Source organism: Myceligenerans indicum, assembly GCF_016742955.1.
In the GTDB taxonomy this organism is placed as follows: domain Bacteria; phylum Actinomycetota; class Actinomycetes; order Actinomycetales; family Cellulomonadaceae; genus Myceligenerans; species Myceligenerans indicum.
The window spans coordinates 1-13743 of sequence record NZ_JABBYC010000072.1; the positions used below are offsets into that span (position 1 = coordinate 1).

12 protein-coding genes are annotated in these 13743 nt (G+C 72.9%); 5 read left to right on the plus strand and 7 right to left on the minus strand.

Annotated features, from left to right (window positions below; translation table 11 throughout):
• Positions 1-319: 319 nt before the first annotated feature.
• Entirely contained in the window at positions 320-1489 is a 1170-nt protein-coding gene (locus HGK34_RS20770; RefSeq protein ID WP_201851056.1) for an epoxide hydrolase family protein, read from the minus strand.
• 104 nt (positions 1490-1593) lie between these two features.
• Between HGK34_RS20770 and HGK34_RS20775 the strand changes: the two genes are divergently transcribed.
• The 3 genes from HGK34_RS20775 (at position 1594) to HGK34_RS20785 (ending at position 4283) form a co-directional block, all read left to right on the plus strand.
• Complete coding sequence (locus HGK34_RS20775) at positions 1594-2169, plus strand: CGNR zinc finger domain-containing protein (RefSeq protein ID WP_201851058.1); 576 nt, start codon at positions 1594-1596, stop codon at positions 2167-2169.
• A 348-nt stretch (positions 2170-2517) separates the two neighbouring features.
• Positions 2518-3636, plus strand: a complete 1119-nt coding sequence (locus tag HGK34_RS23060) for a sensor histidine kinase (RefSeq protein WP_201851060.1) — start codon at positions 2518-2520, stop codon at positions 3634-3636.
• Positions 3633-4283: a response regulator gene (locus tag HGK34_RS20785; protein ID WP_201851062.1), complete on the plus strand. Its 651-nt coding sequence runs from the start codon at positions 3633-3635 to the stop codon at positions 4281-4283. The genes HGK34_RS23060 and HGK34_RS20785 overlap by 4 nt, the downstream gene beginning before the upstream one ends.
• A 50-nt stretch (positions 4284-4333) precedes the next feature.
• On the opposite strand, the gene HGK34_RS20790 is transcribed toward HGK34_RS20785, so the two are convergent.
• The 4 genes from HGK34_RS20790 to HGK34_RS20805 form a co-directional block, all read right to left on the minus strand.
• A complete protein-coding gene (locus HGK34_RS20790; RefSeq protein ID WP_201851064.1) occupies positions 4334-5752 on the minus strand; it encodes a serine hydrolase domain-containing protein in 1419 nt (472 codons plus the stop codon).
• A 357-nt stretch (positions 5753-6109) separates the two neighbouring features.
• A complete protein-coding gene (locus tag HGK34_RS20795; RefSeq protein ID WP_201851067.1) occupies positions 6110-6607 on the minus strand; it encodes a GNAT family N-acetyltransferase in 498 nt (165 codons plus the stop codon).
• A 78-nt stretch (positions 6608-6685) separates the two neighbouring features.
• Complete coding sequence (locus HGK34_RS20800) at positions 6686-7219, minus strand: pyridoxamine 5'-phosphate oxidase family protein (protein WP_244667022.1); 534 nt, start codon at positions 7217-7219, stop codon at positions 6686-6688.
• 49 nt (positions 7220-7268) lie between these two features.
• Entirely contained in the window at positions 7269-8459 is a 1191-nt protein-coding gene (locus HGK34_RS20805; RefSeq protein WP_201851069.1) for a serine hydrolase domain-containing protein, read from the minus strand.
• Between the two features lie 391 nt (positions 8460-8850).
• On the opposite strand from HGK34_RS20805, the gene HGK34_RS20810 reads away from it, so the two are divergent.
• A complete protein-coding gene (locus HGK34_RS20810) occupies positions 8851-10827 on the plus strand; it encodes a thioredoxin domain-containing protein (protein ID WP_201851071.1) in 1977 nt (658 codons plus the stop codon).
• A 148-nt stretch (positions 10828-10975) separates the two neighbouring features.
• Here the strand turns inward: HGK34_RS20810 and HGK34_RS20815 are convergent, their stop codons facing one another.
• On the minus strand, positions 10976-11833 hold the full coding sequence (locus HGK34_RS20815) for an alpha/beta fold hydrolase (RefSeq protein ID WP_201851073.1): 858 nt from the start codon (positions 11831-11833) through the stop codon (positions 10976-10978).
• 119 nt (positions 11834-11952) lie between these two features.
• Between HGK34_RS20815 and HGK34_RS23675 the strand changes: the two genes are divergently transcribed.
• Positions 11953-13155: an MFS transporter gene (locus tag HGK34_RS23675; protein ID WP_201851075.1), complete on the plus strand. Its 1203-nt coding sequence runs from the start codon at positions 11953-11955 to the stop codon at positions 13153-13155.
• A gap of 128 nt (positions 13156-13283) precedes the next feature.
• On the opposite strand, the gene HGK34_RS20825 is transcribed toward HGK34_RS23675, so the two are convergent.
• Positions 13284-13676 (minus strand): mannosyltransferase YkcB-related protein, encoded by a 393-nt coding sequence (locus tag HGK34_RS20825; RefSeq protein ID WP_201851077.1) that lies wholly within the window; start codon positions 13674-13676, stop codon positions 13284-13286.
• Positions 13677-13743: the final 67 nt, after the last annotated feature.

Below are 13743 nucleotides of genomic sequence, written 5' to 3' on the forward strand. Positions count from 1 at the left end.
GCAGTAGTGTTGCCCACCAGAAAGGTGCTCCGATCCTCCAGCCCGACAGTGTCTCGACAACACCAATCGTGCCAGGTCAGAGCACCTTTCCCATGCCTTGAGTCACCTCACCCACGAAGAATCGAGGATGGTGGTAAGTTCGCCGGATCCGCAGGCTTGCCGGCACTCACAGGGAACACGCAGCCCTGGGGGGGCTCCCCGTACCGGTCCGGCCTGGCGAGCCCGCCCTGCACCCATGGACCATCTCTACTTCGGGGACCCTCACGCAGGTTCCTCGCGCCGTCCAGTCATGGCCATGACGCGGTCCGCCCGGCCCCACTCAGTGCGCCGCCAGCACCGCCCCGAGCCCTTCCCGCAGATCCGCGACGAAGTACCCAGGAACCTCCAGCGACGGGAAGTGTCCCCCGCGCTCCGGCGACCTCCACCGCACGATGTGCCGGTACCGCTCCTGCGCCCAGGGGCGCGGGCTCTTCTCGATGTCGCGGGGGTACATGGTGATCGCCGCCGGGACGTCGACCCGCAGCTCGGGGTCGAGCGAGTTGTGGCTCTCGGCGTAGATGCGGGCCGCCGAGGCGCCGGTCCGTGTCAGCCAGTACAGCGTGACGTCGTCGAGGATCCTGTCCCGGGAGATGGTCTCGAACGGGCTGTCGTCGGTGTCCGACCACTCGGCGAACTTGTCCAGGATCCACGCGAGCAGTCCTACCGGTGAGTCGACGAGCGAGTAGCCGATCGTCTGCGGCCGGGTGGCCTGCTGCTTCGCGTATGCCGCGCGGCGGCCCCAGAAGTCACGGGTCTCCTCGGTCCAGGCGCGCTCCCGGTCGGTCAGCCCGTCCGTGCTCAGCCCGGGAGGCGCCTCCGCGAACGTCGAGTGGATGCCGAGGACCTGGTCGGGGAACCGGCCGGCGAGGACCGTGGTGATGTTGCCGCCCCAGTCGCCGCCGTGCGCGAGGAACCGGCCGTAACCGAGCCTGCCCATCAGCTCCACCCAGGCGGCGGCGATCCTCTCGGTCCCCCACCCGGTGGTGGCCGGCTTGTCGCTGTACCCGAAACCGGGCAGCGACGGGACGACGACGTGGAACGCCGGCGCGTCCGCGTCGTCCGGGTCCGCGAGTCGGTCCACGACGTCGACGAACTCGGCGATGCTGCCCGGCCAGCCGTGTGTGACGAGCAGCGGGGTGGCGTCCGTGCGCGCGGAGCGGCGGTGCAGGAAGTGGATTCCCAGGCCGTCGACGGTCGTGCGGAACTGGCCGATCTCGTGGAGGCGCTTCTCGAACGCCCGCCAGTCGTAGCCGGTACGCCAGTAGTCCACGACGTCGGTCAGGTCGGCGAGCGGAACGCCTTGGCCCCATCTTCGCGGGCCGGGCGGGGCGCCCTGGACGGTCTCGGGTTCCGGCAGCCGGGCCGCGGCCAGTCGGGCGCGCAGGTCGTCGAGGTCGGCGTCGGGCGCGTGGACTTCGAACGCCTGCACGGCATCGGTGGGACGGGACATGAGGTCCTCTCTGGTCGTCGGTGGAACCGGACGGCACTCACGGAACCGCCTATGACGGTTCTAACAGTCCGCGACACCACCGCGCAACCGGCTAAGGTGGTTCCATGAGTGCTCGGTTCCCCGAATTCCGCCTCGGCAGCGTGCTGGCGACCAGCTTCACGGCGACCCTGACGGAGCGGCGCGGCGAGCCCGTCGAGCGCATCCCCACACCGCAGCGGCTCGTCGACTGGCTGGCCGTCGTCGGCCTGGACGTGGAGTCCTGCACCCCCGCCCAGCTCGACCTGGCCCGGGAACTGCGGGAGGCCATCCACGCCGCCGCGACGGCGACCGCGGTTCACGAACCGCTCCCCGCCCCGGCGATCCGGATCATCAACGACCGCAGCCTCCAGGGCCGGGCCTCGGCCGTCCTGACACCCGAGGGCACGCACCGGTGGTACCTGGGCTCGCCGCCCCGCGTCGAGGACGCTCTCGGCGTGATCGCCGCCGACGCGATCGGCATCGTCTCCGGCGAACGAGACGGAAGGATGGCTCTGTGCGCCTCGCCGACCTGCCAGGCCGCCTTCTTCGACACCAGCCGGAGCCGCACCCGCAGATGGTGCGAGATGAACACGTGCGGGAACCGGCAGAAGAAGGCGCGCTTCCTCGCCAACCAGCGCAAGCAGCCCGCCCCGGCGGGGTGATGGTCGCCGTCTCCACCACCGAGGGGCCACCGCAGAGGGCACGACGGCGGCCACCCGGAGGAGCGCACCCAGGGGCCACCCGGAAGAAGGCAGGCCGGCGGCGGTACGCACGACGGACGCACCGGCGGCCAGCCGTAGCAGCGCACCCGGGGTCACCCGAAAGAGTGAGATCTCGCGGCATTCCCGGCCGTCAGGCAGGCCCCGCCCAACCGCGTGGTTGACTCGTCCCGACGCGTCCGCGCCACTCCCCCGCGCAACCCGGCCGGCGGCCCGGCATCACCGTGAACCTGAAGGGACCCCCCGATTCCCGATCACGCCAAGACACCGGCGTTCCGCACCGATGTGGTTGTGCACGCCGTCGCGGCGCCGCTCTCCGCGCTGGTGGTGGCCCTCCTCGTGTACAGCGGCGCGCGGGCGTGGCAGGTCGCGGCGACCGCCCTCGCTGCGGTCACGCTGCATGCCGCGCTCGAGGTCTCCCGGCGTCGTCCCGTCGCGGGGTTCGCGGTCGCCTCGGCGGCGATGCTGGGGCTGGTGCTGACGCCCACACCCGGCTGGGAGCCCGGCGCGCTCCCCTCGGCGGTGTGCTTCCTGGTGGCCCTGTGGCGCACCACGGCCGCGACCGGGTTCCGGCTGCGCCTCGCTGCGCTGCTCGTGAGCGTCGGCGGGATCGTCCTGTCCGGCCTGGTGTCGTGGTACCGGGTCGACGGCGCCGTCCCCGCGTGGATGCCGTGGGCGACGGGCACGATCGGGCTGGGCGTCGTCGCCGCCGTCTGGGCCGCCGCGATCGCCGCGACCGGCAGGAAGGCGCGGGCCGCACGCGCGGAAGCCCGGCGCCTGGCCGCGGCCGTCTCCGCCGAGCGCGCACACCTCCGGCGTGACCTGCACGACGTCATCGCGCACTCGATCACCGTGATGGTCGCGCGCGTCGACGCCGCGTCGGTCACCACGAGCGACGCCGGGACGGGCCACGAACTGGAGGACGTGGCCGACGCCGGCCGTGACGCCCTGGGTGCGTTGCGATCGATGCTGACCGTGCTCGACGCGGAGCGTCCCACCCCCGGCAAGCGCCCGTTGACCGTGGCGGCCCTGCCGGAGCTCGTGGAAGCGGCGGCGACGCCGTTGCACCGTGTGACGTTCACGGAGGCCGGTGCGCGCAGGCCGCTGACGATCGGCGCCGAGCTGGCTGTCGTGCGGGTCGTGCAGGAGGGCATCACGAACGCGCTGCGCCATGTCCGGTCTCCGGTCGCGGTGGAGGTGCGCCTCGACTGGCGCGGCCCGGACGTCGTCGTCGAGGTCCGGGACGACGGCGGGGACGGCGTGCTGGACGGCGGCAGCCCGGGGACCGGTCTGGCCGGCGTCCGGGAGAGGGTCGAGGCCGCGCAGGGTTCGTTCACGGTGGCCCGCGCCGCCCCGGGCGACGGCGGCTGGGCGCTGGCCGCCCGGCTGCCCGCGAAGGGAGCCCCGTGAACCCGGTCCGCGTGCTCCTGGCGGACGACCAGGACCTGCTGCGGGGCGCGCTCCGGACGGTCCTGGGGGCCGACCCGCTGCTCGACGTCGTCGACGAGGTGGGCGACGGCCGCGCCGCGATCGAGGCCGTGCGCTCCCACCGCATCGACGTAGTGCTCATGGACATCCGGATGCCCCTGCTCGACGGCGTCCGCGCCACCGAGGAGATCACGCGCCTGTCGCCGGCGACGAAGGTGCTGGTCCTGACGACGTTCGACGCCGACGAGCTGGTGGTCGCAGCCATCCGGGCCGGTGCGAGCGGGTATCTGACCAAGGACACGCGCCCGGCGGCGCTGTGCCGCGCGGTGCACGACGTCGCCGCGGGAACCTCTGCTCTGGCGCCGGGTGTCGCGGCGAAGGTGGTCGGGCTGCTGCGCCGCTCGCCGCGCACGGACGCCCGCGCGCTGGACGTCCTGACTCCGCGGGAGGCAGAGGTGTTCGGCCTGATCGTCACGGGCATGTCGAACGCGGAGATCGGGGCGAGGCTCTACCTGACCCAGAACACGGTCAAGACGCACGTCCGGGCGCTGCTGATGAAGCTGGGGCTGCGGGACCGGGTGCACGTGGTGATCTACGCCTACGAGCACGGGCTCGTGCACAGGGGGTGACCAGCGCCGACGGGGGCGTGCCGGAGCCTGCTCCGGGACGCCCCCGCTGATCACCGTGCCCGCCGGTACCAGAGGACCCGGCGGAGGACCGCCGCCGCACCGAGCACGAGGCACGTCAGGGAGAACAGGGCCAGCAGCGGCAGCATCCAGGCCGCGACGATCCAGTACTGAAGGCTCACCGACCCGCTCTGCACGCCGATCAGCGTCGGCAGGAGCGCCCCGACGACGGTCACCAGCGTCAGCGGGACCAGCCGCAGCACCACCCGGGGCCGGCGGGCCGCGCGGCGCCGGGACGCCCAGCGCCGCGCACGCGCCACCGCGAGGGAGAGCAGGGCACCCACCAGCAGGATCAGCCCGAGCAGGACGGCGTTCACGACGGTCAGCGGATTGCTCGTCGGCATGAGTTCCGCGCCGTTCCGTGCGGCCAGCAGGTTCGCCGACAGCAGCCGCGGAGCGCCCACGGCGTTGCCCAGCACGACCACGCCGTCTCCGGTCCCGGGCGAGAACACCATGTCGCCGGTCCAGGTCGTCAGGGTGCCGCCGTGCCCGATCAGCGGCTGCGGGACTCCCGCCTCGTCGGGGCGCTCCTCCCAGCCCAGGCCGTAGTCGCCCGCGCCCGGCTGGGGCGTGTGCAGCTCCTCCAGGGACTCCGCGCTCAGCGGCAGGGACGTCGCGCCCGGCGGGCCGGCGTCGGGCATTCCCTGGTTGAACCGCAGCCAGCGCACCATGTCGTCCAGGGTGGTGACCACCCCGCCGTTGCCCACGCAGGTGCCGGGCATCTCCGGGACCGCGAACGCCAGGCCCAGCACGACCTCGTGGCCCGAGGCGAGCCCGGGCGACGGGTCGGAGCAGCCCTCGGTGGCGGTGGTGTCGTTCATGCCCAGCGGCGTGAACAGCTCCGTCCTCAGGAACTGGCCGAACGGCAGGCCCGACCGGACCTCGACGATCCGCGCGGCCACCGAGTAGTTGGTGTTGTGGTACTCGAACTGCGTTCCCGGTGCGGCGTCCAGGGTCTTGTCCGCGAGCGCCGCGACGGCGTCGGCGGCGCTGCGCGGGGGTGGGAAGGCGTACTCGTTGTTCGTCCTGATGGACAGGCCGGAGGTGTGGCTCAGGAGCTGGCGGACGGTGATGGCGCGGGATCGCGGGTCGTTCATGGTGAACTCGGGCAGGACGTCGACGACGGGGTCGTCGAGGTCGAGTGTGCCCCGCTCCGCGAGGATCATGACCGACGCCGCGGTCATCGACTTGCTCATCGAGGCGATCCGGAAGGGTGTCCGCGGGGTGACGGGGTTTCCGTCGCCGTCGTGGCCGCGGAGCACGGTCTTGACCGTGTCGCCGTCGATCACCGCCACGGCGAGGCCGGGGTTGTCGTAGGCGGCCTGGTAGGCGTCGACGAGCTCTCCGGGTGTGGCGGCGTGTGCCGGGGCCGGGGCTCCGGCGAGCAGCATGGCGGCCAGGACGGTGAGCATCAGGAAGCGCCTGATCGGTGCGGTGAGGGCAGAGCGGAGGGGTCTTGCCCCGTGTCGGGTCATCACGGCATCAGCGTCGGCGACGGCGGTCCGGGCTCGCCTCACCCCGAGGAGTGAGCCGAGCTCACCCGGTGGGGCGAGCCGGCGGGGTGACGCGGCGAGGTGGCACGGCGGAACGAGCCCACTCGGCGGCGAGAGCCGCCCCGGCGGGAGTGAGCCTGTCTGTGCCCACGCCCTGCCCGACGGTGGGCTCAGCGACCGATCGGGTAGCTGGTCGGGGGTTTGGCGTGTGGTCGGTCGATCACTTGACCGACCACACGCCAAACCCCCGACCACACCAACACCTCCGGCCCCCGCTCACACCGCACGCTCCATGCACACGAGCTGATCCCGCCCGTCCCAGGAGTCGGTGGCCGTGAAGCCGAGCCGTTCGTACAGGGCGATGGCGCCGGCCCGCCACTGCCACACCGACAGGCGCACGGTGCCGGCGCCGCTGTCGGCGGCCTGCGCGAGTGCGGCGTCGACCAGCCCGGACGCGATGCCCCTGCCCCGGAGCTCCGGGGCGGTCCAGAGCCTCTTGATCTCGCACCGCCCGTCCACGGGGGCGGTCACCACCACGCAGCCGACGACCGCCTGGCCGCTTGACGCCACCAGCACGGCGTCGTCGGCGAACGCGGCCGCCGGGTCCAGGATCTCTGCCCGGTAGCGTTCGGGCAGCCGGTCCACGTCCGCGACGCGTTGCCCCTTCTCGGCCTGCGTCTGCAGGTGGTAGGCGGCCAGCAGGGAGGCCAGCCCGTCCTGGTCGCGCGGATCCTGGTCCTGTCGGCGGACGACGACGTCATGGTGTTCGGTCACGACGTCAGCATGCCTCACACCGAGGGGCCGGGAGGATGCGGTGGCCGCACCCGACCGGGACAAGGGGTCAGGACCGTGTCAGCTCCAGCGGTAGCGGGTCTGCGCGGACTCCCTGCCGGCGGCGAAGGCGAACCCTTTGTCCGGCCGAACCCGGTAGAGCTGTACGTCGCCCGCGCGGACGGCAGGGCCCAGGCCGTGCCAGGTCCCGTCCTCGCGGGTGAGCTGCCAGCCGTAGGCCTGTTCGAACGCGGTGGCCACGGCGTCGCGGACGGCATCGTCGGTCACGAGGCTCGCCGTGCCTTCGATGACGTAGTCCGTCCCGGTCAGCGTGTCGGCTCCTGCGGTGAGAACGCAGTGCGGGTTGGTGCTGAGGTTCTTCGCCTTCTGCTCGGTGTCGCCCGTGGTGAACCACATCGCTCCGTGCGTCCAGATTGCCAGCAGTGGGGTGACGTGGGGACGCCCGTCACTCCGCACGGTGCAGAGCTGGAACTTCTGGATCCGGCGCAGCGCCCATTCCGTCTCCGCCCACGGCGTGGGGACGGCGCCGGGCGAGGAGAACGGGCCCAGACAGGTCCGCGGCGGGGTCGGGTGGTCGGCGGGATGCATCGGCATCTTTCCCTCCTGGTGGTCGTCCCGCGCTCCGCTCCGGCGGGGCGGATGGTCAGCGCGGCCCGGCGAGCTGGTCGGCCAGGATCGTCATGACGGACAACGCGGTGTCGAAGTTCGGGACCAGCCGGGTCTTCGTCAGGGCGAAGGCGATGCCGCTCGCCGGGTCCGCGAAGGCGTAGCTGCCGCCTCCCCCCGGCCAGCCGAAGGCCACGGAGTTCTCCTCGGCGGGGGCGCCGATCCTGCCGAGCGGGAAGCCCGGCGCCATGCGCGCCGGCGTGCCGAAGACGCGGTCCGTGCCCTCGAACGCGAGCGAGGAGAGCACCGACGGCCGGGCATCGCCCAGAAGCTCACCGCGCAGGACGGCGTCGAACATGACGGCGAGGCCGCGGGCGGTGACGGTGGCGACCGACGGGATGTCGGCGCGCAGGATGTGCTCGTCGTTCCCGAGTCGGGCGCTCGGCCGGCTCTCCCACGGCGCGAGGATCGCGTCGTCCTTGCCATCGCCGTCACTGTCGGCGTCGGCGTCGCTGTCGGCGTCGGCGTCATTGTCGGCGTCGGCGTCACTGTCGGCGTCGGCGCCGCTCGCAGCGTCGCCCGCGCCGCCGGGCCACTGCCACGACTGCTGCTCCAGGCGGGCCAGCCGCGGCAGCGACTCCTGGGGGACGGCGAAGGAGAGCTGCCCCTCGAGACCGAGCGGCGCCGTGATCCACTCACGCAGCAGCTCGTGCACCGGCCGCCCGGTCGCGCGGCGGGCCAGCTCACCGACGAGATAGCCGAACGTGTAGGAGTGGTAGCCGACGGCGGCGCCCGGCCGCCAGCGCGGTTCGGCGGCGGCCAGCGACTCGCAGACCCCGGACCAGTCGGGAAGCCGGTCCGGGGTGATCTCACGCGGCATGGCCGGGAGGCCGACCGTGTGGGTCAGCACGTGCCGCAGCGTCGCCGTGTCCTTGCCGTGCACGCCGAACTCGGGCCAGAGGTCCGTGACCGGTCCGGCGTCGTCGAGGTATCCACGGGTGACGAGCAGGTGCGCCAGCGTGGCGACCACGTTCTTGCCGGTGGAGAAACTGAACACGGGCGTACCGGAGGTCATCGCCCGCCCGGTGGCCGGGTCGGCCGTGCCCGCGACCGCGTCCACGAGCTGCTCCCCGTCCCGGTAGACGGCGACCTGCAGACCCGTCTCCGCGCCGCCGGCGACCAGCGCGTCGAGGCGACGCTGGATCGCGGTCTGGATCTCGTCCATCATGTCCTCTCCGTGCATCGTGTCCTTGTTCTCCCTGCACCAAGCTCTCCCTGCACCAAGTTCTCCCTGGACCGAGGGCATCGCCCGCCTGCTCACGGGAGCACCGGCCGGCGCTCCCCCGCCCAGCATGACAAGGCCGGCCGCCATCGGTCACCCGCCGGCCCTCCGCCCCGCCGTGACACCCCGCCGTGACACCCCGCCGGAACAGCGCCCGCTCCGCACGACCCGGCATCTCGTGGTCGACGACGGACCCCTCGTCGCGGCCGGTTCGCACCCCATCGCGGCATGGCGTGGTCGCACGGCCTCGATCCCCGCCGCCACCAGGCCGGCAATTCACCCGCGGGTATCGCGTTGCCGTCGGGCGTCACCGACCCCGCGGTGCCACCCTGGACAGGTGTCCAACCGTCTCGCCAGCGCGACCAGCCCCTATCTCCTGCAGCACGCGGACAACCCCGTCGACTGGCGCGAATGGGGCGAGGAAGCCTTCGCGGAGGCCCGGCGCCGTGACGTGCCGGTGCTGCTGTCGGTCGGGTACGCCGCGTGCCACTGGTGTCACGTCATGGCGCACGAGTCGTTCGAGGACCAGACCGTGGCCGCGGCGGTGAACGGCCGCTTCGTCGCGGTGAAGGTCGACCGGGAGGAGCGGCCCGACGTCGACGCCGTCTACATGGCCGCCACGACCACCATGACCGGCCACGGAGGCTGGCCCATGACCTGCTTCCTCACTCCGGACGGCGAGCCGTTCCACTGCGGCACCTACTATCCGCGCGAACAGTTCCTCATGCTGCTGGACGGCGTCACCGAGGCGTGGACGCAGCGCCGGGAAGCCGTCACGGACCAGGGCGCGTCGATCACCGCCGCGGTCCGTCGCACGTCCGCCCCGCTGACGCCCGACCTGGTCGACGACGCGGTGCTCGACCGCGCCGCGCGGCTCGTGACACGCGAGGCGGACCCCGCACGCGGAGGGTTCGGCGGTGCACCGAAGTTCCCGCCGTCGATGACGCTCGAACACCTCCTGCGCCATCACGCCCGCACGGGCGACCCGACGGCCCTGAGCGTCGTGGAGCACACCTGCGAGGCCATGGCCCGCGGCGGCATCTACGACCAGCTGGCGGGCGGGTTCTCCCGCTACTCGGTGGACGCCGCCTGGGTGGTGCCGCACTTCGAGAAGATGCTGTACGACAACGCCCAGCTCCTGCGCGTCTACCTGCATCTGTACCGCACCACGGGTTCGGCGCTCGCCGAACGCGTCGTCCGCGAGACCGCCGGCTTCCTGCTGGCGGACCTGCGCACGCCGGAGGGCGGCTTCGCCTCCGCGCTCGACGCCGACGCCGGCGGCGTCGAGGGGCTCACCTACGTCTGGACGCCGGGCCGGCTCGCGCAGGTCCTCGGGCCCGACGACGGTGCCCGCGCCGCCCGCGTCCTGTCCGTCACGCCCGAGGGGACGTTCGAACCCGGCTCGTCGACCCTCCAGCTCCGCGAGGATCCCGATCCGGTCTGGTGGGCGAGGGTGCGGGCGCGGCTCGCCGAGGAGCGGGCCTCCCGGCCCCAGCCCGCCCGGGACGACAAGGTCGTCACCGCATGGAACGGTCTGGCGATCGCCGCCCTCGCCGAGGCGGGCACGCTGCTCGGCTCCCCGGCCTACATCGAGGCGGCGCGCGAGTGCGCCACGCTCGTCCTGCGCCTCCACCTCGTGGAGGGACGGCTGCGGCGGGCCTCCCGCGCGGGCCGCGTCGGAACGGCGCCCGGCATCGCCGCCGACCACGGTGATCTCGCCGAGGGGCTGCTCGCCCTGCACCAGGCCACGGGCGAGGCGCGCTGGCTGGAGGCGGCAGGCGACCTGCTCGACACCGCGTCGGCCCGGTTCGGCGACGACACCGGTGGCTTCTTCGACGTGGCCGACGACGCCGAACGCCTCCTCAGCCGGCCGCGTGACCCCACCGACGGCCCCGAACCCGCCGGGCAGTCCTCCCTGGCCGGTGCCCTGTGCACCTATGCCGCGCTGACCGGCTCGCCCCGGCACCGCGAGGCCGCCGAGGCCGCGGTGGACGCCGCGGGCGGACCGGCCCGTCAGGTGCCGCGGTTCGCGGGCTGGACCCTCGCCGTCGCCGAGGCGCTGGCCGCCGGCCCGGTGCAGGTCGCCGTCGTCGGGCACGACGACGCCGACCGTGCCGCGCTGGAACGCACGGCACGCGGCGCGACGGCGCCCGGGCTCGTGATCGCGGTCGGTGAACCGGACGCACCGGGCATGCCGCTGCTCGCCGACCGCCCTCTGGTGGGCGGACGCGCCGCCGCCTACGTCTGCCGCGGGTTCGTGTGCGACCGGCCGGTCACCACGGTCCAGGACCTCGCAAGGCAACTCGCGGGATAGCCCCCTCCCCGCCCGCCCCCGACGGCGTGTCCGGCGCCGACGGTGCGCCGACGGCGCCCGCGACACCCGGCACCTTCTGCGAGTGGTTTCGCGTCGCCGGGCCGTCCCGACAGAGATCGACGTTCCCGTCCGATCGGCTGACCGCCGCTCAGGGACGGCCTGGTGCCGTGTGCCGCACGAGCGCCCGCACGAACAGGTCCCACACCGGCCTCGGCAGGTCGTGTCCGGCACCCTTCAGCACCAGCAGCCGCGCGCCGGGGATGGCGTCGCGCAGCGCCTCGCCGTGCGGCAGGGGCAGCAGCGGGTCGTGGTCGCCGTGCACCACCAGGGTGGGTGCGACGATGTCGCCGAACCTGTCCCGGGAGGGCGCGTCGGCCGCGATCGCGTAGTGGTTGGCCAGGGTCGAGGCGTAGTCCCGCGCCCGCGCGACGTCGCGTTCGGCCAGCGCACGCGTCGCGTCCTCGTCGAAGTACGGAGAGCCGCCCGCGCAGGCCCGGACGGCACCCACTACGTGGTCCACCACCGACACCAGATGCGCGAGGTCCGGCTCGGCCGGCATGCTGTCGGCGAACTCACTCGTGGGCGACGGCAGGCCCGGCTCCCCCGTCGAGGTGGAGACGAGCGTCAGCGACGCCACCCGTCCCGGATGGTCCATGCCGGCGACGAGACCGATCCCACCGAACATGGACTGGCAGACCAGGTGCGCACGCTCGATGCCGAGCACGTCCTGGATGCCGAGAACGTCGAGCACCAGGTCGGTGTACGAGTACCCGGGCTCGCCGGGCGGATAGCTGGTGGACCGCCCCGTGTCACGATGATCGTGGCGGATGACGTACCGGCCCTGCGCGGCGATCAGCTCGCACAGCGCGGCGTCCCACCACAGCATCGAGGCGGACGCCCCGGCGACCAGGAGGACCGGCGGATCCGCCGGGTCGCCGAAGGTCTCGACACACAGGCGGGCGCCGTTGATCTCGAAGAACTGCTCGCCGCGGTTCGGCGTGTACATGTCGGCCTTCCTTTCGGACGGTGTCGCTGAACGTGTTGGCCTTGCCACGTTATGGCGTTCCACGACGGCCGGCCCATCGCTGGAGCGTCACGGTGGCCGACACCTGACAAGATGGAGCGGTGACGGAACCGGGCGGGACAGCAGCAGAGACGTCGTTCAGGTTCCGGGACATCGCCGTCGTCGCCTATGCGCCGGCCGTCACCAGCTCGATCGGCCGCGGGGCCGTTCTCCCCGTGCTGGCGATCCACGCGGGCGCGCTCGGGGCGAGCACGGCCGTAGCGGCGTTCGTGGTCGCACTGCTGGGAATCGGGCAGCTGGTCAACTCGCTCCCGTCCGGCGCGCTCGTGGCTCGCCTCGGCGAGCGCCGCACCCTGGTGATCGCCGGGCTCGTGGACGCGGTCGCGATGGTGGCCGCGTTCCTGGCGACGTCGGTCTGGCTGTTGTGCGCGTGCATCGTCGTCAGCGGGATGACGTGGACGGCGTTCCTGCTGGCCAGGCAGGGCTTCCTGATCGACGCGGTGCCGCTGAGCCACCGGGCGCGGGCCATGGCCCTGCTGGGTGGGTCGATGCGTGTGGGGGTCCTGGTGGGTCCGCTGCTGGGGGCGCTGCTCATCCACCTGTTCGGGATCCGGTCGGTGTTCCTGCTGGCGGCGGGCGCGTCGCTGGTCTCGGCTGTGATCGTGACCCGGATGCCGGACTTCGGCCGGGTGTCGCGCGACGTCGTCCCGCGGCCGGTGCATTCGGTGCTGTGGGAACACCGGCGCACCTTGCTGACGCTCGGCATGGCCGTCGTCATCATCGGTGCGTCGCGGTCGGTGCGTACCGGGTTGCTGCCGTTGTGGGCGGATCACGTGCACATCGACGCGGCGGTGGTGTCGCTGCTGTTCGCGGTGGCGGGCACGATCGACATCCTGCTGACGCTGCCGGGCGGCTGGCTGCTGGACACCCGCGGGCGGCAGGTCGTGGCGGTGCCGGTGGTGCTCGCCGTCGGCGTCGGATGCCTGCTGCTTCCCCTGACGAGCTCGGCGCTCGGGGTGGGCGCCGTGATGGCGCTCATCGCGCTCGGGAACGGGCTCGGCTCGGGGATCGTCATGACCTTGGGTGCCGACGCGGCTCCGGAGGAGGGCCGTTCGCAGTTCCTCGGCGGCTGGCGGTTGTGCGGGGACATCGGCAACACGGGCGGGCCGCTGCTGGTGGCGGCAGTGGCCGCCGTCGCGCCACTGGCTGCCGCGTCGATGGGGATCGGCCTGCTGGCGCTGGCCGGCACGATCTGGGTCGGCTACTGGACCGGCAGAGCCGACAGAACCCGCCGAACCCCGTAGCCCCTCGACAGCACGCCACCCGAGCCCCACCAGGCCACCGCCCCGGCGTCAGCAGGCGGCTCGCGACCAGAACTGGCGGAGTTCTGGTCGCGAGCCGCCTGCTGACGCCCTTGGTGACAGGCTGGTGCTCAGGTGTCGGAGGGTTGGGTGGGGGCATCTCCGGACAGGTCGTAGAGAGTGGTGCCGTCGACGGTCGTGGCGGTGAAGCTCTCCTCGACCCACGCCTGGATCTCGCTCGACGCGTTCGATCCGCCGTTCTGGCGCCCGCCGAAGCCCCCTCCCTCGATGTACCAGTGAATCTGCCCCGTGGCCACGAGCTGCTGGAACTCCTCCAGCGTCGGCGACGGGTCGGACCCGTTGAAGCCGCCGATCGGCATCACCGACTTCTCGATCGTGAGCTGGTACGACGCCGCGTTCTGCGAACCGGTGGTCGCGGCCGCCCAGGTGTAGGCGTCGGCGTCCTCCAGCAGCAGTGCGGCGACCTCGTCGGACACCTCGGCGCCACCGAGCAGGCCGCCCATGCCGCCTCCCCCGCCTGTCTCTTATACACATCTCCGCGCCCACGAGACGGAGCTACATCACGTATGC

Excerpts from the sequence above, each read along its gene's own strand:
- HGK34_RS20770 (WP_201851056.1), bottom strand. The coding sequence starts at position 1,489 with ATGTCCCGTCCCACCGATGCCGTGCAGGCGTTCGAAGTCCACGCGCCC.
- HGK34_RS20775 (WP_201851058.1), top strand. The coding sequence starts at position 1,594 with ATGAGTGCTCGGTTCCCCGAATTCCGCCTCGGCAGCGTGCTGGCGACC.
- HGK34_RS20790 (WP_201851064.1), bottom strand. The coding sequence starts at position 5,752 with ATGCTCACCGTCCTGGCCGCCATGCTGCTCGCCGGAGCCCCGGCCCCG.
- HGK34_RS20800 (WP_244667022.1), bottom strand. The coding sequence starts at position 7,219 with ATGCCGATGCATCCCGCCGACCACCCGACCCCGCCGCGGACCTGTCTG.
- HGK34_RS20805 (WP_201851069.1), bottom strand. The coding sequence starts at position 8,459 with ATGATGGACGAGATCCAGACCGCGATCCAGCGTCGCCTCGACGCGCTG.
- HGK34_RS20815 (WP_201851073.1), bottom strand. The coding sequence starts at position 11,833 with ATGTACACGCCGAACCGCGGCGAGCAGTTCTTCGAGATCAACGGCGCC.
- HGK34_RS20825 (WP_201851077.1), bottom strand. The coding sequence starts at position 13,676 with ATGGGCGGCCTGCTCGGTGGCGCCGAGGTGTCCGACGAGGTCGCCGCA.